This window comes from Chitinophaga sp. XS-30, from assembly GCF_008086345.1.
Taxonomy (GTDB): Bacteria; Bacteroidota; Bacteroidia; order Chitinophagales; family Chitinophagaceae; genus Chitinophaga.
The window spans coordinates 4,387,093-4,409,772 of sequence record NZ_CP043006.1; the positions used below are offsets into that span (position 1 = coordinate 4,387,093).

The window sequence follows — 22,680 nt, forward strand, 5'->3', positions numbered from 1 at the left end:
AGTTATGAAATACTGTCTGACAATTTTTGCCATTCTGCTCACAGGGCTGACCAGCCTTGCCCAGCAGAAAAAAGTGACGGGCACCGTCACGGAAAAAAGCACCGGCACTCCGCTACCCGGTGTGAGCGTACAGGCAACCGGCAGCACGGTGATCAGCGACAGCGCCGGCCATTTCTCCATACCGGCGGCAGTCAATGAAGTGCTGACCTTCACCTACATCGGCATGAAACCAGCCATGGTTAAAGTACCGGCCAGCGGAAACATACAAGTGGCCATGGATAAAGATGCCAGCGACCTGAATGAAGTAGTCGTAACCGGCTACCAGGCGCAGAAAAAGGCCGACCTTACCGGCGCCGTGTCCGTAGTGGATGTGGAAGCCATCCGCGACGTTCCCCTCGGCAATCCCGTTAAAGCCCTGCAGGGCCGTGTGCCGGGCGTTTTCATCACAAGTGACGGTTCTCCCTCCGGCGGCGCTACGGTACGTATCCGCGGCGTAGGCACACTCGGCAATAATGATCCGTTGTATGTTATCGACGGCGTTCCCACCAAAAGAGGGCTGCAGGAGCTCAACCAGGACGATATCGCTTCCATCCAGGTATTGAAAGATGCTTCTTCCGCCACCATCTACGGCTCCCGCGCCGCTAACGGCGTGATCATCGTGACCACCAAAAGAGCGCAAAAAGGCTTTACAAGAGTGGATTTTGACGCCTCCACATCCCTGCAATACTATGCCGCCAAACAGAAAACACTCGATGCGGACGGCCGAGGAAAGGCTTACTGGCAAGCGGCGGTGAATGACAGGAGCAATCCCAACAACAACCAGATCTATCAATACGACTGGAACGGCGATTATGATAATCCCGTGCTGAACAGCATCATCTATCCGGATTTCATTGATGCCGCGGAAACCATGCGCCCGGCCAATACTTACTGGTACGACGAGATCGCGCAGACCTCCGTGATCCAGCAATACAACCTCTCCGTCAGCACCGGCGGGGAAAGAGGCAGCTCCCTGTTCTCCCTCGGCTATTACGATAACAAAGGCGTGGTGCGGACATCCAACAACAAAAAGATCACGGCAAGGCTGAACTCGGATTACAGTTTCTTTAAGAACAAGCTAAAGGTTGGCGAGAACCTGAACTTCTCCTACATCCGCAATACGCTCATTCCCATCGGCGACATCCTGTTCACCTCCCTGGTGCAGCAGCCGATTGTACCGGTACACAGTGTAGACGGCGGATGGGGCGGCCCCGCACCGGGCATGACGGACCGCCACAATCCCGTTCGCCTTATTGAAGACAACCAGCAGAACCGCAATCATTTCTACCGGATATTCGGCAATGTGTATGCGGAGCTGGACATCATTCCCGGCCTGCATTTCAGAACGAGCCTGGGGATCGACTACAACGGCAACTATCAGCGTACACTGCGCAAATCCTACGTCTCCGGCTTCCTCTCCGATCCCTCCAACCAAACCTCCACCAACCAGGGCTATGATGGCAACTGGCTCTGGCAGAACACGCTCAACTACAAACTGGACCGCGGGCAGCATCGCTTTGAGCTGCTGGCCGGGCATGAGCAGATCCGGTATATGAGCCAGTCGTTCTTCGCCAGCAGGCAGGGATATGCGCTGGAGAATATTGATTACGCATATATCGATGCCGGCTCCTCCAATAAAGACAATGGCGGTAATGGTTCCGGCTACGCCCTGTTATCATTCTTCGGCAAGGTGAACTATGCTTATGCCGACCGTTATCTGGCCTCCGTTACTCTACGCCGGGACGGTTCTTCCCGTTTCGGCAGGGAGTACCGCTATGGCATGTTCCCCGCTTTCTCCGCCGGATGGCGCATCAGCGAGGAAGCATTCATGAAAGACCTGTCTGTGATCTCCGACCTGAAATTCCGGTACGGATGGGGACGGTCCGGCAACCAGGAGATCAACAACAACGCCACCTATGGCCTCTATGCTTCGATCTACGGCATTGATCCCACCTGGGCGTTCGACAATGGCAGCGCCTATGATATCAACGGCAGCGGATCAGGACAATTGCCCTCCGGTTTTACCAGGATACAGCAGGGGAACGATTCCCTGAAATGGGAAGGCACCAAAGAATCCAATTTCGGGATAGACTTCGGGTTGTTCGGCAACAAACTGACCGGTTCGGTGGACTATTTCGTCAAACAAACATCCGATATCCTCATCAGTCCGGGTTACCTCGCCGTACAGGGAGAAGGCGGCAACTACTGGTTCAATGGCGCATCCATGGAAAACAAGGGATTGGAAGCCCTGCTATCCTACAGCGGCAATATTTCCAGGGGCCTGGCTTTCACTGTCACCGGCAACTTTTCCACCTACCGCAACAAGGTCACTTATTTGCCCGACCAGGTGCTGACCTCCTATCCCGGCAACGGAACGGACAAGACCATCCTCGGTCGCTCCATCAACTCTTCTTTCGGGTATATCGCGGACGGGCTGTTCACCACACAAAAGGAAGTGGATGAATCACCCGCACAGACCGGAAAAGGACTGGGCAGGATACGGTACCGCGATCTCAATGGCGATAACATCATTGACGACAGGGACCGCGACTATATCGCAGACGGCAACCCGGATTTCATATACGGGCTGAATGTGGAACTGTCATGGAAGAATTTCGACCTGAGCTTTTTCCTGCAGGGAGTGCAGGGCATACAGGTGTACAACGATTTCAAGACCTTTACCGATTTTTCCTCCCTGTGGGTAGGCAGCAACTGGGGCGAGAGAACGCTTGATGCCTGGACGCCGGCCAATTCATCCTCTACCATACCGGCGCTCACGCTGGTGAACAGGAACAATGAGGGAAGGGCCTCCACCTATTTTTATGAGGACGGATCATACCTGAAACTGCGGAACATCCAGCTGGGTTACAATCTGCGCCACGCTTTGCGGAACACGCCCATACAAAATGCGCGGGTATTCCTGCAGGGGAGCAATCTGCTGACCATCAAGAGCAAAGGATTCACCGCCGCGGACCCCGAAGCTCCCGGCCACTCCTTTCCCATCCCAGCCATCGTTACGGCAGGCTTCAACATTTCGCTCTGATCTGTACACACCATTAAAAAACTGACAAATGAAAAATCTCGTCATACTCCTTCTGATAACGTTCCTGTTCACGCCATCCTGCAAGGATGTGCTGGACCAGACGCCGCAGGGCGTAGTGTCGGACGATGATCTGAACACGCCGGAAAATATCGACAAAATGGTCATCGCCGCCTATTCCGCACTGGGCAACGACCATTACACATCCCCCTACACCAGCCTCTGGGCCTACGGCAGCATCCGCGGGGGAGACGCATACAAAGGCGGGGACGGTCCGGGTGACCTCAGCGAGTTCCACCTGCTGGAAACCTTTTCCCTCAATCGTGTGGACAATGGCCTGACCGATGAGTTGTGGTTTCGTTTATACGTAGGCGTAGGCAGGGTGAACGATGCATTAAGACGCCTCAACGCCATCGACCCCGCCAGCTACCCGCAACGGGAAACCCGGCAGGGAGAAATGCGCTTCCTGCGCGGGCATTTCTACTTCCTGCTGAAGATCCTTTTCAAATACACCCCTTATATCGATGAAAATGCGGAAAGAACGGCCTATGATACCATTTCCAACAGGGCGCTTTCCAATGATGCGCTCTGGACAAAAATTGCGGACGACTTCCGGGCAGCCGTTGCACAACTGCCGCCAAGTCAGCCCGAGATCGGCCGCGCCAGCCAGTCCTCCGCCAAAGCCTACCTCGCCAAAACCTTGTTGTATCAAGCGTATGAACAGAATGAAAAAAATGAAGTGACCGCCATCAACACGGCGAAACTGGAAGAGGTCAACAAACTCTGCGATGAGATCATTACCACACAAAAATACCGGCTCAACGATGACTATGGCGACAACTTCCTGACGCAATCCGAGAACAGCCGGGAATCCGTATTCGCCATCCAGTATTCGAAAGACGACGGCACACCGAAAGGCCGGCTGGATTACGGCCATGCACTGAACTATCCCATGAACCAGGAATTCGGCTGCTGCGGGTTCCATGTGCCCAGCCACGACCTGATCAACTCCTTCAAAACAGATGCGAACGGCCTGCCCATGTTCGATCATTATAACGATGTGGATGTAGCGGAATCCGGCGATTACCAGACCGGCACCTTCGATCCCCGGCTGGACCATACGGTAGCCATCCCGGGCAAACCGTTCAAATACGATCCCCTGTTCGTGTTCCAGCGCTCCTGGGCCCGCGCGCCGGAGGTCTATGACGCATTCGCCAGCCTGAAAGAAGCGGTATCACCGGATGATCCTTCCTTCCAGAAGATCCCGCCCTTCATGTCCAGCTCCAAGAACTGGGATATCATCCGGTTCAGCGACGTAATGCTCTTCAAAGCCGAAGCCCTCATAGAACTGGGCAGGCATCTGGAAGCGCTCCCGCTGATCAACGACCTCCGCACCCGTTCCGCAAACAGTACGGCCAGGCTCAGAAAAGCGGATGATACACCGGTATCCAATTACAGCGTAGCCACCTACCAGCCGGGCGTCAACTGCACCTGGACGCAGCCCTTTGCCCGCCAGGCACTGCGCTGGGAGCGCCGCCTGGAACTGGCCACCGAAGGATATCATTTCTTCGACCTGGTAAGATGGGGCATTGCCGCTGAATATATCAATCACTATTTTACCATCGAAAAAAACAGGTCCGCCCATCTCAGCGATGCCGCATTCCGGAAGAACAGGGACGAATACCTCCCCGTTCCGTTAAACCAGATCAACTACAGCCGCGGGTTGTATAAACAGAATAACGGATGGTAAAAGATATCAGAACACTAACGACTAAATTACATGTCATGAAGACAATATGGACCGGAATATTATGCCTGTGCCTCCTTGTACAGGCCGCCAGCGCACAACAATTCAGCAGCACCTTCAAAGCCTCTAAAAAGTGGCTGGTGCTGCCGGTAAAGAACGGCGCGCCGAAAAAGAACGTGGAATTGTGGATAGACGGGGAACACGAGCGCTGGTTTGACATAGAACTGGCGGACGGCGAGCCGGACTGGCTGGCATACCTCGATATCAGCGCCTGGAAAGGCATGGACATTGAGCTGCGGGTAGACAAGCTGGGCAAGGATTCCAAAGCCTTCTCCCCCATCCGGCAAAGCGATGAAGACCGGAATGAAGGGGAACTGTACAAGGAAAAACTGCGCGGGCAGTTCCATTTCTCTCCCAAACGGGGATGGACGAACGACCCCAACGGCATGGTGTATTACAACGGGGAGTACCATCTCTTTTTCCAGCACAACCCCTACGGCGTGAAATGGGGGAATATGCACTGGGGGCATGCGGTCAGCAAAGACCTTGTGCATTGGAAAGAACTTGGCATAGCGTTGTATCCTGACAAATTCGGGCCGATGTTCAGCGGCGGCGCGGTGGTAGACAGCAATAACACCAGCGGTTTCGGGAAACCCGGTCAACCTCCGATGGTCATGTATTTCACCGGCGCCAGGTCCTGGGGCCAGGGCCTGGCCTGGAGCACAGATGGCCGGAACTTCTCCAAAATGGACCGCACCGTGGTGCACCGGATCAATAAAGACAACCGCGATCCCAAAGTGATCTGGCATGCGCCCACAAACAAATGGGTGATGGTGCTTTATGTGGAGCGGGATAACGGTCAGCACAGCATGCAATTCCTCACCTCCCCGGATATGAAAAAGTGGACAAAAAGCAGTGTGACGATGGGTGGTACCGGCGATGACCGTTATCTCTTCGAATGCCCCGAGTTCTTCGAACTGCCCGTAGAAGGGCAACCGTCGGAGAAAAAATGGGTGCTCACCGGCGCCAACAGCCAATATGCGATCGGCACATTCGATGGTTCCACATTCACCCCGGAAGCGGAAAGGCTGAATGGCCAGCTCGGGCGCGATTTCTATGCCTCCCAGACCTTCAGCGACCAGCCGGAAGGCCGCCGCATCGAAATAGGCTGGTGGCGTACGCATACGGACAAAGGCGCATCAAGCTTCAACCAGGCCATGAGCATTCCCCTGGAGCTGAAGCTTGTGCGTACCGCCCAGGGCCTGCGGCTCACGCGTACGCCCGTGAAAGAACTGGAGTCCCTGCGCAACAAAACTTACCTTATCAGCGCCCGCAGATTGAAAGCCGGTAGCGCCAATCCGTTTTCGGACATCCATGAAGAACTGCTGGAGATCAGAACATCGATCCAGCCCGGCAACGCCAGCCAGGTAACCCTGGATATCAATGGCCTCCCTGTGGTGTACGATGTAGCGAAACAGCAATTGCAGATAGACGGCGTAACGGCACCGGCTCCCCTCGTGAACGGCAGCCTGTCCCTGATCATTTATGCTGACCGCATTGGCGTAGAGGTGTTTACGGCGGATGGATTGCTATTCATGCCGGTAAATGTGAATATCGATGCCGCAAAACGCGCCCTTTCGCTCTCCGTAAGCGGCGGAACGGCCAAACTGGGCAAAACGGCCGTGTATGGACTGAAAAGTATCTGGTAAACAAATTGCCAAAGAGCTTGCCGGGGTAAATGACTGTTGCGGATCAACTGTCGTTTACCCCGGTCTTTTTTCACCCTGCCCCACGATTTACGGTTAATTTTAATTTTATCGTATCTTGCATCATTATTCTTTAATCTAATTTTAGCACAAACACTAGTATGAGCTGGTTTAAGCGAATCAAACAAGGCATTCAGACCACTACCAGTGAGAAGAAGGAAGCGCCGGACGGTTTATGGCACAAATGCCCGAATTGCAAGAAGACGACGACAATGAAAGACCTGAAAGCCAATTTGTACGTCTGCGACAAATGCAACTTTCATAACCGGATCAATTCACCTGAGTATTTCGAGATCATCTTTGACAATAATGAATTCGAGGAGCTGTTCACCAACATCTATCCGAAAGACGAACTTGGCTTCAATGACCTGAAACCCTATGGCGCCAGGCTGAAAGAAGCGCAGAAGAAATCCGGCCTTACGGATGCAATGCGCGTAGGGGCTGGTGATGTGAACGGGAAAGGATTGGTTGTGGCCTGTATGGATTTTAACTTCATCGGCGGCTCTATGGGTTCCGTTGTGGGCGAGAAAATCGCGCGGAGCATCGATCATTGTATCGCCAACAAGGTTGGCCTGATGATCATCTCCAAATCCGGCGGAGCCAGGATGATGGAAAGCGCCTTTTCACTGATGCAAATGGCTAAAACATCCGCCAAGCTCACGCAACTGGCCGCAGCGCGACTTCCGTATATTTCGTTGATGACAGACCCCACCACCGGCGGTGTAACAGCATCTTACGCTATGCTGGGCGATATCAATACCGCAGAACCGGGCGCCCTCATTGGCTTCGCAGGCCCGCGCGTTATCAAGGAAACAATTAAAAAAGACCTCCCCGAAGGCTTCCAAAGCGCAGAATTCCTGCTGGAACATGGGTTCCTGGACTTCATCGTGGACCGTAAAGACCTGAAGAACAGGATCAGCACATTGCTGGAGTTGTTTGAAAAGTAAAAACGGGACATTTTACCTTTTACTTTTCCACATGGCAGAATTAAAGAACAGATCGGCTTATTTCGAGTTTGCGATAGAAGATAAATATATCGCCGGGATGGTATTGACCGGTACCGAGATCAAATCCGTCCGCGGCGGAAGAGTGAGTTTTAACGACAGCTTCTGCTATTTCTCCAAAGGAGAGCTATTCGTCAAAAGCCTTCATATCGCTGAATATTCCCACGGCACCTACGCCAATCACGATCCCCTCCGGGAACGCAAGCTGCTCCTGCAAAGGAAAGAGCTGAAGAAAATGGAGAAAAAGATCCAGGAACGCGGATACACCATCGTACCGCTGCGCATTTTCGTCACGGAAAAAGGATTGGCCAAAATGGAGATCGGTATCGGCAAGGGTAAAAAACTGCATGACAAACGCGATTCCATCAAGCAACGGGAAGTGGATCGGGAGCTTCGGCGGAATTACAAGATCTGACCGGGGGGTAATACGACTCTCCCACCTGTTTGGGAGTACGTTACGCTCAAGCCCGGCCGGATGATGTCATGCCCCACGCTGCATGCTATTCCGTCACGCATCGCGAATAGCCCCAATACTGAATATATTATCTATATTCGCAATCAATTAATCGCTTATGTTGCGCTATTTACCTATCCTGTTTGCTATCGTCCTGTTTTCCTGTAAATCAGGGGAAAAGCTCTACAACCAGGGCAAGTTTGATGCAGCCGTTGAGTCCTTCGTAAAGAAGCTACAGCGCCGGCCACAGGACGCCACTTCGCTCAGCTTGTTACCAAAAGCCTACGAAGCCGCCATGGACTACCATGAAGGAAGGGCCAGGCAGGCACTGGCTTCCAACAATGACCTGAAATGGGAATCCGTGCGCCGGGAATACCGCTCCATGCAGTCCCTGTACGATATCATCCGCAGTTCCCCTGCCGCCAATGCCGTTGTAAAACCGAAAGATTATTCCGCCGCCATTTCCGGCGCGCAGGAAAATGCAGCGGAAGCACGGTATGCCCGGGGAATACAACTGCTCGATGAAGGCTCAAGGCAAGGCGCCAGGGAGGCTTACAGTGAATTCGACGCCGCACTGCGCCTCGCTCCCAACTACAAAGATGCCCGGCAACTGCGCGACCAGGCCTACCAGATGGCCCTCATCAATGTAGTGGTCAGCGAAATAGATGTGCGCTCCCCATACTTCCAGTTCTCCGCAGACCAGTTCAGGGACGCACTGGTGCGCAACCTGGAACAGCGCCGCATCAACAATTTCGTAAAGTTTTATGATGAACGTTATGTTCGTGGGGACAGGGACTTCCGGGCGGACCAGTACATGGAAATGCGCTTTTATGATTTTATTGTGGGCCAGACGTATGTAGACCGTTCCCAGCGGGAGGTTTCCAAAAGCATTCCCGTTGCCGGCAACAAAAAGGATAGTATTGTGTACATCACCGTGAAAGCCACACTTTTCATCACCCGTAAAACCGTGGCCTCCAGCGGTGTGCTGGACTACCGCATCACCGATGTGGAGAATAACCGCACACTGCGGCAGGACAGGGTGCCGGGCAATTTCACCTGGCAGAACCAGTTCGGTACTTTCCGCGGCGATGAAAGAGCCCTCAGCGATGAAGATAAACGCCTGATAGGCGGCCGCGATATTCCGCCCCCACCGCCGCAGGAGCTGTTCCTGGAGCTGACAAGACCGATATACGACAGGCTGGCCACCGATCTGCAGAGCTTTTACAGCCGCTATTAACCTTTTGGCCGCTTTATTGTTATAAAACCTAAAACCGATCTCACCATGAAAAGATGTTTCCCCGTATTCGCCGCGCTGGCAACGTTTATATTCTCCGCCTGCGCCTCCTCCAATAAAACCGCCGCCAATAACGATGCGGACCTTTTCAGAACATGGCAGCTGATAGAGCTGGATGGGCAGGCGATAGACACGACTAAGCTGAACCGCCCGGCGCAACTGACCTTTGAACAGGCGGAACAGCGCGTGTTCGGCTCCGCCGGCTGCAATTCCATGACGGGAAAATATACCCTTGAAGCACCGGATAAACTCAGCTTCTCTCCTATGGCCGCCACAAAGATGGCCTGTCCGGATATGAGCGTGGAAATGAAGTTTCAGGAGATCATCGGAAAAGTAAATACCTGGAGCGTTGCGGAAGGATTCCTGATATTGAGCCAGGACGATACGCCGCTGGCGAAATTCGCGGCAAAATAAACCCCTGAAACCAAAATGCGTTGCATTTATCCGGATGCAGTACTAAAATCCTTTATCAGATCGCCTGGTGATGGTGCCAGAGTTTTGAGTAGATCGCATTGTTCTGCAACAGCTGGCTGTGCGTACCTTCCTCCGCCATCACCCCTTCCTGTAATACCACGATCTTGTCCGCATTGACCACCGTGCTCAGCCGGTGAGCGATCACGAGGATGGTCTTGCCTTTATCCCGCAATTGCTGCATCACTTCCTGTACGTATTGATCGGAAACGGAATCCAGGGAAGAAGTAGCTTCATCGAGTATGAGAATGTCCGGATCACGGTACAGCGCCCTTGCAATAGCCAGCCGTTGACGCTGGCCGCCAGAGAGGTTTACGCCATGTTCGCCCAGCATCGTGTTAAAACCCTCAGGCAGTTTCTCTATAAAATGGAGTATCCCCAATTGCGCCGATATCTGCAATACCTTTTGCATATCCGGCTCAAATTCGCCCACGGCGATATTCTCCAGCACCGTTCCCGCAAACAGGTCAATCTGCTGCGGCACAACGCTCACCTGTCTGCGCAGGCTCTCGTGTTCTATATACCGGATATCCAGGTTGCCGATCATGATGCTGCCTTCCTGCAACGGGTAGATATTCTGCAACAATGCCATCAGCGTGGATTTCCCCGAACCGCTCTCTCCCACGATCGCCGTGATCTTCCCTTTGCGGATCTGCAGGGAGAAGCGCCGGAATACTTCCACCCGGGTGCCATAACGGAAGGATACGTTCTGAAAAACGATATCTCCCGCCAGTTCCGGACCAAGCTTCACTTTGTTGCCCGTTTCCTCCTGCGCCAGGTCCATGATCTCGAACAGGCGGTCTGCCGCTATCAACGCATCCTGCAAGCTGCGGTTGGCGCCGATAAGGCTCATGGCCGGGCCGGTGAAATAGCCGATAAGCGCGTAAAAGCTCAGCAATTCACCCGGACTGAGCTGCCGGTCCATCACAAAATAGGAGCCGGCCCACAGCAGGATCACCACAAAAGCGCTGGTAATAAAACTGCTGGCATTCCCGATATAGAGGTTAGCCACGGATGAGGAGAAGATCGTTTTCAGCAACCGTACAAAGCGGCTCTCGGTTTTGATATTGGCATATTCCTCCAATCCGAAACGTTTGATGGTGGCTGCAGCATTCAGTGATTCCACCAGCTGGCTCCCCAGTTCCGCATTATCTTCCATCAGCTTGCGCTGCATCCTCTTGTTGATCTGGTTGCTGATGCGGTAAACGATCCCGTACACCGGCAATATGGCCAGTACGATCAGCGCCAGCTTCCAGTAATAAGTGAACATCAGGGCGAAAGAGAACAATACGATGAACACGTTCACCACCAGCCCGATAGCTACATCGTTGATGAATACACGAATTTTAACGGCATCGCCTATACGGGAAGTGATCTCCCCTACCCGCATGGTATCAAAGAATTGCTGCGGCAGCCGCAGGAGATGCTTGTAATATCCGAGGATCAGCCGCGCATCGATCTGCTGGCCGGTTTTCAATGCAAAGATGCTTTTCCAGTGCCCGATGAAGAACTGCAGCACCAGGATCAGCAACATAATGGTACCCAACAGGTTCAGCAGGTTGCCATTCCCTTCCACCAGCACATTGTCGATGATCTTCTGCACATAGATGGAGGTGGAGAGACCGAGGACGGTATAGATCATGGCGCCGAACAGGGCCTGCAATACCACGGAGCGGTGCGGCCTCAGCAGGAACCAGAAGCGTTGCAGGTGGGACACTTTTTCGTTACCTGCCTGAAAAGCCTCATCCGGCATCAGCAGGATCAGCACATTGGTCCACATAGCCGAAAACTGCGCATGCGGCATTTTATGGTACAGACCGTCTGCGGGGTCCATGATCACCACATGCGTTTTGGTCACCTTGCAGATCACCACGAAATGGTGCAGTTTTTCCTGTACGATCACATGTGCGATGGCGGGCTTGGGTATGTTAAAAAGCGCTTCGAACGGGCCTTTCACACCTTTTGCCTGAAAGCCGATCTTGTTGGCGGCTTCTATTACGCCCAGCACATTGGTGCCTTTGCTGTCCGTTGCCGCCAGCTGACGGATTCGGGCGACGGGCAGTTGCAGGTTATAAAATGCGGCTACGGATGCGAGGCATGCAGCCCCGCAATCGCTGATATCCCGCTGGCGTACACGGACGCTTTTCTTTAATCTGATGGTTGCGGACATGGGTTAGTTTTTACCGGAAGTATTGGGATTGATCCAGTCGTCAGTTCTATCATATAACAGTTGAAAAAGGCTGCGTTTCGTGAGAATGAACCGGGCCTGCAGTGTCATGCCCTTCTTGATATTCCCTTTGATGCCGCCGGCGGTGCGCACTTCCGTTCCGGCGAACTGGCAGCGGACCCTGAAAACAGGCTGGTCATTCACCAGGGTGAAATCATTATCCACATGCTCCACCGTTCCGTCTACCACGCCCCACTCATTATAGTTGAAGGCATCCACCTGGAATTTAACGGGCATGCCTGCACGCAGGTAACCGATATCTTTGGGGGAAACGAGGCATTCTGCAACAAGATTGGAATCCGGCGAAATAATGCCCATCAGTTCACCTACCTGCACAAAACCTCCGGCATATTTGCCGCTGAACTGATGCAGCGTGCCGCTTACCGGGGCTTTGATCAGGTTCCATTCCTTCTGCTTTTCCAGTTGTGCCGCATCGGCCTGCAGGCGGCTGCTCTCCATCCTGTAACGGCTCAGCTCTTCCTGCCAGGCGCTACGCTGCTGCTGTATGGCAGAGCGGTACATCGCCACGCTTTTATCATAGTCGTATTCCTTATCCCGCAGCTCTTTCTCTGCAATCACTTTATCGGCATACAATTTCCGGTACATGTTCAGGTCGCTTTCCAGCTTGCGCATGGTCGCCTGCTGTTCGTTCAGCGAAGCTACAAAACGGCTGTATTGCTGCTGATACAGGGCAGATTGCAGTCCGCCACCGCTACCGCCGGCAGCGAGGCGGGTAAGATCGTTGATATAGGCATTCCGCTGATCCAGCTCAAAGGAGGTCTGCATCAGTTTGCTGTTGCTGATATCGGCTTGCAGCCGCAGGAGCAGCTGGTCTTTTTTGACGTATTGCCCTTCCTGCACCAGCACTTCTTCTATCGTACCGGCCACGAGGCTGCGCAGTTCGTTCTTCTCCGTTACAGGCCTGACGATGCCGGCGGATTTGACGGAAACATCCACTTTGATAAAGGGTAAGGCCAGCAGGCTGAGCAGCACTGCGAGCAGGACGGTTGCATAGATCACCTGCGTTCTGACCTTTACACGGGGCAGCCATGTAAATGCAGAATGCTCAATGACCTCCACAGGAAATAGTTGAGGCATGGGCAAATTTTTCTCTATGAAAAATGATGCCTTAACGGTTCAAACGGGCTAAAAACAATTGCTTAAAGACGACGAGGTAATTTACGATTTTTTCTGATATTAGTCCCCTCTTTCATATCCTTCATCCACCAGCAGGGAACCGCCATCTGCAGCGGCGGTGGCCAGCTCATCGCAGCGGTTGTTCTCCGGATTGGTGGCATGGCCTTTCACCCACTGGAATTTGATGCGGTGTTTTTTATAGAGCGGAACGAAACGTTCCCAGAGGTCGCGGTTCTTTTTATCCTTGAAATTTATTTTGATCCAGTTCCACAGCCAGCCCTTTTCAACGGAATTGACCACATACTGGCTGTCCGTATAAATAGTGATGGAGAGGCCTTCTTTTGTCAGCGCTTCCAGCGCCTCGATCACCGCCAGCAGTTCCATGCGGTTATTCGTGGTCATCCGGTAGCCCTGTGACAGTTCCTTGCGCACCTTCCCCCAAATCAATACCACACCATATCCACCTCTGCCCGGGTTTCCTCGCGCAGCGCCATCTGTATAAATGATCAGTTGCTGATTTGTCAATCCCAATTCGTTTAAGGCTGCAAAAATAATGGAGAATTCCGAAGTGCCAAGTGAAAATGGTTTTCTGTACCGATTTACATGTTTTGCATAAGCTGATGACGTCACCATACCAAAATGATGCAGCGTCAGGTGTTGAGACATGACTGCTTTCCCCGCAGTTCCACCGTTTTTCAAGTACGGGAAAGCTGTTTACAACGCCCAATAATGGCATCAGGCACCTAAACCTGGAAAACGCCGGTGCTGAACGTCTCTTCCACCGGCGCCTGATTGACCGCTTTAAGGCATTCCGCTACAACCTGGCGTGTCTGCGCCGGGTCAATGATCTCGTCCACCCACAGCCTTGCTGCGGCATAATACGGCGTGGTCTGCGCATTGTATCTATCCGTGATGTCTTTCAGGAGCTTCGCTTCCACTTCTGGAGAAATGGTTTCTCCCCTGGCCTTGAGCGAGGCAACCTGTATCTGCAGCAGTGTTTTTGCGGCCTGTTCTCCGCCCATTACGGCGATCTTGGCATTCGGCCAGGCGAAGATGAAACGGGGATCATAGGCTTTGCCGCACATGGCGTAATTGCCCGCGCCGTAAGAATTACCGGTGATGATGGTGATCTTGGGCACGATGGAATTGGCGACGGCATTAACCAGCTTGGCGCCATCCTTGATGATGCCTGCATGTTCGCTCCGGCTGCCCACCATGAACCCGGTTACATCCTGCAGAAAAAGCAGGGGTATTTTTTTCTGATTGCAGTTCATGATGAAACGGGCGGCCTTGTCCGCACTGTCATTATAGATCACGCCGCCCATCTGCATTTCGCCTTTGCGGTTCTTCACCATTTTCCGCTGATTGGCCACGATGCCAACGGCCCATCCTTCGATGCGCGCATACCCGCAGAGCATGGTCTTCCCATATTCTTCCTTATACTCGTCAAATACGGAACCATCTACCAGTCTTTCAATGATCTCGCGGACATCATAGGATTTGGTACTGTCCGCCGGAACGATGCCGTATAATTCTTCCGGGGATTTCTGCGGCGCCACGGGGGTAATATGATCGAAACCTGCCTGGGGTTTATGCCCCAGTCTCGCTACGATGTCCCTGATCCCGTCAAGGCAGGCTTTGTCATCTTTGAATTTATAATCGGCTACGCCGGATATCTCGGTATGCGTGGTGGCGCCGCCCAGGGTTTCCGCATCCACATCTTCGCCGATGGCAGCCTTTACCAGGTAGGGCCCGGCCAGGAAAATGGAGCCGTTGCCTTCCACCATCAGCACTTCATCGCTCATCACCGGCAGATATGCACCGCCGGCTACGCAGCTGCCCATCACCGCAGCGATCTGGGTGATGCCCATGGCACTCATGCGGGCATTATTGCGGAAAATGCGGCCAAAATGCTCTTTATCGGGAAATATCTCGTCCTGCATCGGCAGATATACACCGGCGCTGTCTACCAGGTAGATGACAGGTAAATGATTCTCCATGGCTATTTCCTGCAGGCGCAGGTTCTTTTTGCCGGTAAGCGGGAACCAGGCCCCGGCTTTCACCGTCATATCATTCGCCACGATCACGCACTGGCGGCCGCTCACATAACCTATTCCCGCAACCGTTCCGGCGGCGGGGCAACCACCATGTTCAGCATACATTTCATAGGCGGCAAATGCGCCAATTTCCAGGAAATGTGAATTTTTATCGATCAGGTAGCCAATACGCTCCCTGGGGGTTAATTTGCCGCGCTGGCGCAGCTTTTCAATGCTTTTTTTACCGCCGCCCTGTTCGATCACCGCCAGCCGTTGTTTCATGGTGCTGACCAACCTGCGCATGATATCTTCATTTTTGTTAAATTCCAGTTGCTGTTGCTCCATAAAGTGGTATTTATTTGGCTAAAAATACGGGAAAATGAGGGAATGGCCTGCTAATTGTAAAAGGATCATGAGGTAGTGAACCGTATCCAAAAAACTTTGCTATATGTCTACATTAGTTGTATTATCGGAATCATTGCAGCATATCTATCATGGCCAGCCCTGGCTGGATGTTACGCTGCTGGAACATCTGCAGGAAACGGACGCGGAACAGGCGACCGTACGCGCAGGGGAATCCCACAACATATGGGAGTTGGTCAATCACCTTATTTTCTGGCATCTGAATGTTACCCGCAAGCTGAAAGGGGAAAAACCCGAGCAGGAAGGCGACCTTCCTGATTTCTATCTGCCCGAGAACCACGGGGAAAATAACTGGCAGGCCACACTGCACCGCCTGGAGCACTCCATTACGCAAATGGTGGAAACAATCCGTAACTTCCCGGAGGAAAAGCTGTTCACAACCGTCCCGGAAACCCAGCATAACGCATATTATTATATTCTGGGGGTCCTGCAACATATTGCCTATCACCTGGGGCAGATCGTACTGCTGCGCAAGCATGTGGTGAAATGAGATAAAAATAGCGACGCCGCTGGACAGCGGCGCCGGGTCATAGGAAATGGTTAAAAGTGCCGATGATGGCATCAGAATGCTAATATAATACAATATCCCTTTCATGCAACCACTATCTGTTTCCCGTGACCGTATTTACTCCATCGATGTATTGAGAGGCCTGGTTATGATACTCATGGCACTGGACCATGTGCGGGACTTTTTTCATCAGCCGGCCATGACGGAAGACCCGCTCAACGTAGACACTACTTTCCCCCTCCTGTACATCACCCGGTGGATCACACACTTCTGCGCCCCGGTGTTCGTCTTCCTCTCCGGCCTTTCCGTGTGCCTCATGCAGGAAAGAAAAACCACGAAGCAGATCAGCGGTTTCCTGCTGAAACGCGGCTTATGGCTCATCCTGGTGGAGATCACATTGGTATCTTTCGCATTGAGCTTCAACCCCATGATGAATGTTATGATATTGCAGGTGATATGGGCGATCGGGATATGTTTCGTATGCCTGTCCCTGTTAGTATTCCTGCCCTGGCAGGCGATCCTCGGGCTGGGCGTGCTGATCATCTGCTCCCATAATCTCCTGGATTACATCGAAGCGAAACCGGGCTTTCAGCCGGGCCTGGGATGGCAATTGCTGCACCAGACCCGTTACACCTTTTTCGAGTATTTGCCCGGGCACGGGTTCATCGTCATCTATCCCTTCCTGCCCTGGTTGGGCATTATGCTGGCCGGATATGGCCTGGGCCGGATCTTCCGGCCGGATGTCAGCGCCGCACAACGGAAACGGATACTCGTTGTTGCCGGTATATCGATGATTGCGGTATTCATTGCCGTACGGCTGCTGAATGGCTACGGCGATCCGGGCACCTGGGAAACCCATCCGCACTGGGTCGCCACCCTCGGAGATTTCATGAACGTGCAGAAATATCCGCCTTCCCTGCTGTACACCTGCGCCACCATCGGCCCCGCCCTCTTGCTGCTCGCCTGGATGGAAGGCCGGAAAAGCGCGGCCATGGATGTCGCTAAAGTATATGGCAGCGTACCTTTCTTTTATTACATCCTGCATTTCTATATCATTCACCTGCTTTGCGTGATCCTGTTCTTTGCTTCCGGCTACGGGGCGGATGATATTGTAAGCCCGCAAACGCTTTTCCTTTTCAGGCCACCCACTTTCGGTTATCCGCTATGGGTCGCTTACCTCATCTGGATCGGCATCGTAGCATTGCTTTATCCCTTGTGCAAACGATATGCGGCTTATAAACGGACGCACCGGCACTGGTGGCTCAGCTATCTTTAACGCAGCTTCAGCTCGTACCTTTTTTGGCTATATTTGCCGGGTACCATCTTTAAATGTTACTGTATGAAAAAGGCTATCCAACACATCCTGCAGGGCAGGGAAAAACGCATCACCGAAGATGAAACTGTGATACAACCGCTACCCCATAAAGACTTCAGATTTGCCAATCCCTTCATCGTGCTGCATCACATCGGCCCGGAAACCATTCCCGCGGGATCGGCGATGCGCATTCACCCGCACCCGCACCGCGGCTTCTCCCCGGTGTCTTTTTTCATTCAGGGCGCGGGATATCATATGGACAATGCCGGACATTCCGGCACCATAGAAGCGGGCGGCATTCAATGGATGTTCGCGGGAAAAGGACTGCTGCACAGCGAAGGCCCCACCAAAGAAATACTGGAAAAAGGCGGCGTACAAGAGATGATACAGATATGGGTGAATGTGCCGAAAGCCCACAAATGGGATGAACCTTACTACCAGTCCGCCTCCAAAGAGCAATTACCCAGAGTACTGGAACAGGATGGTGTGGAGCTGCGGCTGGCCAGCGGCGAATACGAAGGCAAGAGAAGCCCGATGAAAAGCTTTACCCCTGTGATCGCCATCAACGGCGCCATCGAAAAAGGAAAAACCGTGAGCATAACGGCCACTCCCGGCTATCAGGCATTGCTGTACGTGTCCAAAGGGAGCTTCCTCGTGAATGGACAGGAAACGGCGCAAATGCATCAGCTGGTGGTGTTTGAGAAAGAGCATGACGAGATCGTTATCACTGCAAATGAAGATTCGGCTATCCTGTACCTTTCCGCCGAACCGATCGATGAACCGGTGGCCGCGAAAGATAATTTTGTTATGAATACCCCCGAAGAAGTGGAACAGGCAATGGCGGATTACAGGAACGGGGTGTTCGGAACGCTTGAATACTGATCATGAATATACCTTTGTTTGAAAAACTGGCGGAAGAGGAACTGATCTCCGCCGGTTCCCTCGAAAAAGTAAAGACCGCTGCCGGCAGAAAGCTTTTTTCGGTGCACTGGGAGTTGAAAACCATGTTGTACCTCGGCGTACTGCTGCTTAGCGGCGGACTGGGCGTCCTGGTGTATGAAAATATCGATACCATCGGCCATCAGGTCATACTGTTTGCCATAGCCCTCCTCTGTATGGGCAGTTTTTACTACAGCAACCGGCACAGGCAACCTTTTAGCTGGACGAAAACATACTCCCCGCATGCCTTTGCGGACTACGCCATATTGCTGGGATGCCTGCTGTTCGTGACCTTTATCACCTACCTGCAGGCGCAATACGAAGTATTCGGTACCCGGTACGGGGCCGCCACTTTCATCCCGATGGTGGTACTGTTATTCAGCGCCTATTATTATGACCACCTGGGCGTGCTCAGCCTCGGCATCACGAACTTTGCCGCCTGGATGGGAGTGGCTATCACGCCCTACCGCATCTTTTCACAGAACGATTTCTCCAGTGAGCGCCTGATATACACCGGGATGCTGCTTGGTGTGATACTGTTGGCGGCAGCATTTATCAGCGAATACAGATCATTAAAAAAACACTTTGCATTTACTTACAGCAACTTCGGGACGCATATTCTTTTTATTGCCGTGCTGTCCGCCCTGTTCTCGTTTGAACGCAGTATGGCCCTCTGGTCTGCTGTGCTGGCGGGTGTTTGTGCCTTCGTGTACTTTCAGGCGCTGCGTTACCGTTCGTTCTACTTTATGCTGATCATGGTGTTGTATGCCTACACCGGCCTTAGCTATCTCGTATTGCGGCTCTTCGAACCGGTAGAAGGGTACTTTACCATCTGCATGTTATATTTCCTGACCTCCTCCGTCAGTGTAATTCTGCTGCTGATCCGTTTAAACCAAAAGCTCCGTCACAAATGATCGCATATAACAGGAAAGACCTCGACAATCGGCTGATACTGCGGGATGTGGATGCGGCATGGCAAAAAAAATGCATCACCGAAGAAGAACGGCGGGCGGTGCGGGCGGCTTACCCCGTAAAGCTTTACACCCCGAACCCGTTCATCCGCATCGGGCTTTTCATCGGCACAATAGTAGCGGCGCTCGGCGCTTTCGGGCTTTTCCTGGCCGGCACGCACGACGAGGACGTACTAACAATGCTGATCTTCTTTTTTTCCATCGTTTATTATGCGATGCTGGAAATGTTCGTGCAGCACAAGCATCATTTTAGGTCCGGCGTGGATGATGCGCTGATCTGGCTGAGCGGCATATACTTCATTACCGGTTTTCTGGCCGCCACCGAGCTGGATCTTGACGAAATATGGATATATCTGCTCGTGCTGCTCACCGGCACTTGTTTTACGCTGCGTTTCGTGAATATGCTGACCGGCGCGGCGGCGTTCATCGGGTTGACCGGAATGGTGCTTTATACCGCCGTCCGGCTTGGCAGCACAGCCCAGGCGTTCGTTCCTTTTTTCATTATGGGCCTTTCCCTCATGGTGTACCTGGCATCCGCCAGGCTGCTGAAACAGCAGCGATTCCGGCATTACTTTCCCTGCCTGGAACTATTATCCCTTCTCGCATTGATCATGCTGTATGCCGGAGGCAATTATTTCGTGGTCAGGGAGCTTGGCTCCGCGATGTTTGGAATGGAAATGAGGCTGGAATGGCTGTTCTGGCTATTTACCGCGGCCATTCCGGTGATCTATCTTTATCTTGGTATCCGGCGTAAAAATGCGATGCTGCTGAGAACAGGGTTGCTGCTCATGGCAGTGGCCGCTTTTACGATACGCCACTATCATCAGATACTTTCTCCTGAGTTGGCGATGGTATCTGGCGGGGCCGCCATGATCGCGGTGGCATGGTATCTCACCCGTTATCTCCGCGAGCCGAAACAAGGCTTTACAAAGGAAAGTGACGATGAACCGGAAGCCATTGAAAAACTACAGATAGAATCGCTGGTGATCGCCGAAACCCTGCAGGACGCTCCACAACCGCCGAAAGGTTTCAGGTTTGGCGGTGGTACCGGAGGCGGGGCCGGTGCAGGCGGAGATTTTTGATCCTATCATTATTCTAATACCAAGAGGTAAATTATCCTATATTATTTATACCTGAATTGTAAGGACATTTGTGCTGACAAAATAAAACGACGAACATGGACCTTCAATTAAAAGGAAAGACCGCTCTTGTAAGCGGATCAACACAGGGCATCGGGTTTGCGATCGCGAAAAGGCTGCTGGAAGAAGGCGCTGCGGTCATCATTAACGGCCGGACCGAAGCCAGGATCAACGAGTCGATAGCAAAACTCCAAAAGGCCGTACCGGGCGCTGATATTTCCGGCGTGGCCGCTGATTTTGCGAAAGCAGAGGAAGTAACCGCCCTGCTGGAAAAAGTACCGGAAGTGGATATTCTCATCAATAACGCCGGGATCTTTGAGCCGAAACCTTTTGCGGAGATCACCGATGAAGAATGGATGCGTTTCTTCGAGATCAATGTACTGAGCGGGGTACGGCTTTCCCGGCACTATTTCCCGAAAATGCTTGCCCGGAACCGGGGAAGGATCATTTTCATTTCCAGTGAATCCGCCATCATGACGCCTGATGAAATGATACACTATGGCATGACCAAAACAGCGCAGCTGGCGGTGAGCAGAGGTCTTGCCGAACTGACAAAAAATACAGCCGTTACCGTTAACAGTTTACTGCCCGGTCCTACCAAATCGGAAGGCGTAGATGAATTTGTGCGCCAGCTGGCCGAAAAACAAAATATCACACCGGCAGAAGCTGAAACGGACTTCTTCAAGACTATGCGCCCGTCCTCCCTCATCCAGCGGTTTGCGGACGTTTCGGAGATCGCGAACCTCGCGGCCTATCTGGCAAGCCCGCTTTCCGCTGCCACCAATGGCGCTGCGCTGCGGGCAGACGGAGGCCTGGTACGGTCCATCTACTGATTTCCCATCCTTCCCGCTATGCGGGCCAACACTTTACATCATGTACATCAAATTAAAGGCGCTGCTCCTGACGGGAGCGGTGTGCCTGCTCATGACCTCATCCGCCGCCGCACAGGAGCGGCTGTCAAGGATCGACAGCATGATCCTTCGTCATATGCGCGCCCAACATATCCCCGGCGCTTCCGCACTGGTCATCCACCATGGCAGGATCATCTATAATAAACAATTCGGTTATGCGGACCCGGCATCCGGCAGACGGATGCAGCAACAGGACATCTTCCGCATCGCTTCACAAAGCAAAGCCATTACCAGCCTGGCGGCCATGATGCTGTGGGAGGAAGGGAAGTTCCTGCTGGACGATCCCCTGTCCAGATACCTCCCTGCATTCGCCCAACCGCAGGTACTGGCTACCTTCAACGAGCGTGACAGCAGTTACACCACCCGCCCGGCCAGCCGGGAGATCAGGATACGCGACCTGCTGCGGCACACCTCCGGTATCGCATACGCCGCGGTATTCAGCGATCCCGTCATGCAGGCAATTTACCGGAAAGCAGGTGTGCCAAGTGGTATCGGTACTACTGCATCCACGCTCAAAGAAAAAATGGCGCTGCTGGCCACACTTCCCCTGCAGCATGATCCCGGCACTGCTTTTACATACGGACTGAATACCGATCTTCTGGGATATCTCATTGAAATATGGAGCGGGCAGCCGCTGGATGTCTTCCTGCAACAGCGCATCTTCGACCCGCTGGAGATGAAGGATACCCATTTTCATCTGCCTGCAGAGAAGCATCACCGGCTGGCCGCCCTGTATGAAACGGCGCATGACCAACTCCGGGAGGTGGATCATCCAATTTACGAAGGTGTTGATCCGCTTTTCCCTACCCTGCGCGGCACTTACCTCTCGGGCGGCGCCGGCCTCAGTGCTACTATTGGCGACTATGCGCGATTCCTGCAGTTCATGATGAACAAAGGCGTGTACAAAGGCAAACGGCTGATCAGTCCGGCTACAGCTGCGCTGATGCTTACGAATCAGCTGACAGCGGATGTCCGGATCTCGCCTGATCCTCCGCAACCGGAAGACTTTGGCTTCAGCCTCGGCGGCTATGCCCTGGAAACGGCAAAGAACGATTACCTTTCCCCCGCAGCCGTCGGCGCATTCGGATGGGGCGGCGCTTTCAACACCCATGGATGGGCCGATCCGGCCAATGAGCTGGTGGCCGTATTGTTCACGCAGGAATACCTTTCGCCCTGGTTCAGCATAGGAGAAGAATTTAAAGTATTGGTGTACCAGGCGCTGGTTCCGTAAAAAGAGTTTGATCATCCGGGCATTCTTC

General features: G+C 53.0%; 18 protein-coding genes. 14 read left to right on the plus strand and 4 right to left on the minus strand.

Annotated elements, in window-relative coordinates:
- Positions 1-4 precede the first annotated feature (4 nt).
- The 7 genes from FW415_RS17815 (at position 5) to FW415_RS17845 (ending at position 9,758) form a co-directional block, all read left to right on the plus strand.
- The gene (locus FW415_RS17815) at positions 5-3,082 is read left to right on the plus strand and encodes a TonB-dependent receptor (protein ID WP_148387782.1); all 3,078 of its coding nucleotides are present in this window, start codon (positions 5-7) and stop codon (positions 3,080-3,082) included.
- Between the two features lie 28 nt (positions 3,083-3,110).
- Positions 3,111-4,829 (plus strand): RagB/SusD family nutrient uptake outer membrane protein, encoded by a 1,719-nt coding sequence (locus tag FW415_RS17820; RefSeq protein WP_148387784.1) that lies wholly within the window; start codon positions 3,111-3,113, stop codon positions 4,827-4,829.
- 35 nt (positions 4,830-4,864) lie between these two features.
- Positions 4,865-6,535 (plus strand): glycoside hydrolase family 32 protein, encoded by a 1,671-nt coding sequence (locus FW415_RS17825; protein ID WP_168208870.1) that lies wholly within the window; start codon positions 4,865-4,867, stop codon positions 6,533-6,535.
- Between the two features lie 158 nt (positions 6,536-6,693).
- A complete protein-coding gene (gene accD / locus FW415_RS17830) occupies positions 6,694-7,539 on the plus strand; it encodes an acetyl-CoA carboxylase, carboxyltransferase subunit beta (RefSeq protein WP_148387788.1) in 846 nt (281 codons plus the stop codon).
- A gap of 31 nt (positions 7,540-7,570) precedes the next feature.
- Positions 7,571-8,011, plus strand: coding sequence for an SsrA-binding protein SmpB (gene smpB, locus FW415_RS17835; RefSeq protein WP_148387790.1), 441 nt, complete (start codon positions 7,571-7,573; stop codon positions 8,009-8,011).
- 157 nt (positions 8,012-8,168) lie between these two features.
- On the plus strand, positions 8,169-9,287 hold the full coding sequence (locus tag FW415_RS17840; RefSeq protein WP_148387792.1) for a hypothetical protein: 1,119 nt from the start codon (positions 8,169-8,171) through the stop codon (positions 9,285-9,287).
- Between the two features lie 45 nt (positions 9,288-9,332).
- Positions 9,333-9,758 carry an META domain-containing protein gene (locus FW415_RS17845; RefSeq protein ID WP_148387794.1) on the plus strand — a complete coding sequence of 142 codons (426 nt, stop codon included), beginning with the start codon at positions 9,333-9,335 and terminating at the stop codon, positions 9,756-9,758.
- A 55-nt stretch (positions 9,759-9,813) separates the two neighbouring features.
- Here the strand turns inward: FW415_RS17845 and FW415_RS17850 are convergent, their stop codons facing one another.
- The 4 genes from FW415_RS17850 to FW415_RS17865 all read right to left on the minus strand — a co-directional run bounded on the left by FW415_RS17850 (position 9,814) and on the right by FW415_RS17865 (position 15,560).
- Positions 9,814-11,985 (minus strand): peptidase domain-containing ABC transporter, encoded by a 2,172-nt coding sequence (locus tag FW415_RS17850; RefSeq protein WP_148387796.1) that lies wholly within the window; start codon positions 11,983-11,985, stop codon positions 9,814-9,816.
- 3 nt (positions 11,986-11,988) lie between these two features.
- Complete coding sequence (locus tag FW415_RS17855; protein WP_148387798.1) at positions 11,989-13,140, minus strand: HlyD family secretion protein; 1,152 nt, start codon at positions 13,138-13,140, stop codon at positions 11,989-11,991.
- Between the two features lie 99 nt (positions 13,141-13,239).
- Positions 13,240-13,704, minus strand: a complete 465-nt coding sequence (gene rnhA / locus FW415_RS17860; protein ID WP_246858793.1) for a ribonuclease HI — start codon at positions 13,702-13,704, stop codon at positions 13,240-13,242.
- 218 nt (positions 13,705-13,922) lie between these two features.
- Positions 13,923-15,560 carry an acyl-CoA carboxylase subunit beta gene (locus FW415_RS17865; protein WP_148387800.1) on the minus strand — a complete coding sequence of 546 codons (1,638 nt, stop codon included), beginning with the start codon at positions 15,558-15,560 and terminating at the stop codon, positions 13,923-13,925.
- A gap of 103 nt (positions 15,561-15,663) precedes the next feature.
- Between FW415_RS17865 and FW415_RS17870 the strand changes: the two genes are divergently transcribed.
- The 7 genes from FW415_RS17870 to FW415_RS17900 all read left to right on the plus strand — a co-directional run bounded on the left by FW415_RS17870 (position 15,664) and on the right by FW415_RS17900 (position 22,652).
- Complete coding sequence (locus FW415_RS17870; protein ID WP_148387802.1) at positions 15,664-16,128, plus strand: DinB family protein; 465 nt, start codon at positions 15,664-15,666, stop codon at positions 16,126-16,128.
- A 103-nt stretch (positions 16,129-16,231) separates the two neighbouring features.
- Entirely contained in the window at positions 16,232-17,422 is a 1,191-nt protein-coding gene (locus FW415_RS17875; protein WP_148387805.1) for a DUF1624 domain-containing protein, read from the plus strand.
- Positions 17,423-17,485: 63 nt separating this feature from the next.
- Positions 17,486-18,343: a pirin family protein gene (locus tag FW415_RS17880; protein ID WP_148387807.1), complete on the plus strand. Its 858-nt coding sequence runs from the start codon at positions 17,486-17,488 to the stop codon at positions 18,341-18,343.
- A gap of 2 nt (positions 18,344-18,345) precedes the next feature.
- Positions 18,346-19,314, plus strand: coding sequence for a DUF2157 domain-containing protein (locus FW415_RS17885; protein ID WP_148387809.1), 969 nt, complete (start codon positions 18,346-18,348; stop codon positions 19,312-19,314).
- A complete protein-coding gene (locus tag FW415_RS17890) occupies positions 19,311-20,453 on the plus strand; it encodes a hypothetical protein (RefSeq protein ID WP_148387811.1) in 1,143 nt (380 codons plus the stop codon). The genes FW415_RS17885 and FW415_RS17890 overlap by 4 nt, the downstream gene beginning before the upstream one ends.
- A 95-nt stretch (positions 20,454-20,548) precedes the next feature.
- Entirely contained in the window at positions 20,549-21,343 is a 795-nt protein-coding gene (locus FW415_RS17895) for an SDR family NAD(P)-dependent oxidoreductase (protein ID WP_148387814.1), read from the plus strand.
- A gap of 40 nt (positions 21,344-21,383) precedes the next feature.
- Positions 21,384-22,652 carry a serine hydrolase gene (locus FW415_RS17900; RefSeq protein ID WP_168208871.1) on the plus strand — a complete coding sequence of 423 codons (1,269 nt, stop codon included), beginning with the start codon at positions 21,384-21,386 and terminating at the stop codon, positions 22,650-22,652.
- The last annotated feature ends 28 nt before the right edge of the window (positions 22,653-22,680 follow it).

Excerpts from the sequence above, each read along its gene's own strand:
- FW415_RS17815 (WP_148387782.1), top strand. The coding sequence starts at position 5 with ATGAAATACTGTCTGACAATTTTTGCCATTCTGCTCACAGGGCTGACC.
- FW415_RS17820 (WP_148387784.1), top strand. The coding sequence starts at position 3,111 with ATGAAAAATCTCGTCATACTCCTTCTGATAACGTTCCTGTTCACGCCA.
- FW415_RS17825 (WP_168208870.1), top strand. The coding sequence starts at position 4,865 with ATGAAGACAATATGGACCGGAATATTATGCCTGTGCCTCCTTGTACAG.
- accD (WP_148387788.1), top strand. The coding sequence starts at position 6,694 with ATGAGCTGGTTTAAGCGAATCAAACAAGGCATTCAGACCACTACCAGT.
- smpB (WP_148387790.1), top strand. The coding sequence starts at position 7,571 with ATGGCAGAATTAAAGAACAGATCGGCTTATTTCGAGTTTGCGATAGAA.
- FW415_RS17840 (WP_148387792.1), top strand. The coding sequence starts at position 8,169 with ATGTTGCGCTATTTACCTATCCTGTTTGCTATCGTCCTGTTTTCCTGT.
- FW415_RS17845 (WP_148387794.1), top strand. The coding sequence starts at position 9,333 with ATGAAAAGATGTTTCCCCGTATTCGCCGCGCTGGCAACGTTTATATTC.
- FW415_RS17850 (WP_148387796.1), bottom strand. The coding sequence starts at position 11,985 with ATGTCCGCAACCATCAGATTAAAGAAAAGCGTCCGTGTACGCCAGCGG.
- FW415_RS17855 (WP_148387798.1), bottom strand. The coding sequence starts at position 13,140 with ATGCCTCAACTATTTCCTGTGGAGGTCATTGAGCATTCTGCATTTACA.
- FW415_RS17865 (WP_148387800.1), bottom strand. The coding sequence starts at position 15,560 with ATGGAGCAACAGCAACTGGAATTTAACAAAAATGAAGATATCATGCGC.
- FW415_RS17870 (WP_148387802.1), top strand. The coding sequence starts at position 15,664 with ATGTCTACATTAGTTGTATTATCGGAATCATTGCAGCATATCTATCAT.
- FW415_RS17875 (WP_148387805.1), top strand. The coding sequence starts at position 16,232 with ATGCAACCACTATCTGTTTCCCGTGACCGTATTTACTCCATCGATGTA.
- FW415_RS17880 (WP_148387807.1), top strand. The coding sequence starts at position 17,486 with ATGAAAAAGGCTATCCAACACATCCTGCAGGGCAGGGAAAAACGCATC.
- FW415_RS17885 (WP_148387809.1), top strand. The coding sequence starts at position 18,346 with ATGAATATACCTTTGTTTGAAAAACTGGCGGAAGAGGAACTGATCTCC.
- FW415_RS17890 (WP_148387811.1), top strand. The coding sequence starts at position 19,311 with ATGATCGCATATAACAGGAAAGACCTCGACAATCGGCTGATACTGCGG.
- FW415_RS17895 (WP_148387814.1), top strand. The coding sequence starts at position 20,549 with ATGGACCTTCAATTAAAAGGAAAGACCGCTCTTGTAAGCGGATCAACA.
- FW415_RS17900 (WP_168208871.1), top strand. The coding sequence starts at position 21,384 with ATGTACATCAAATTAAAGGCGCTGCTCCTGACGGGAGCGGTGTGCCTG.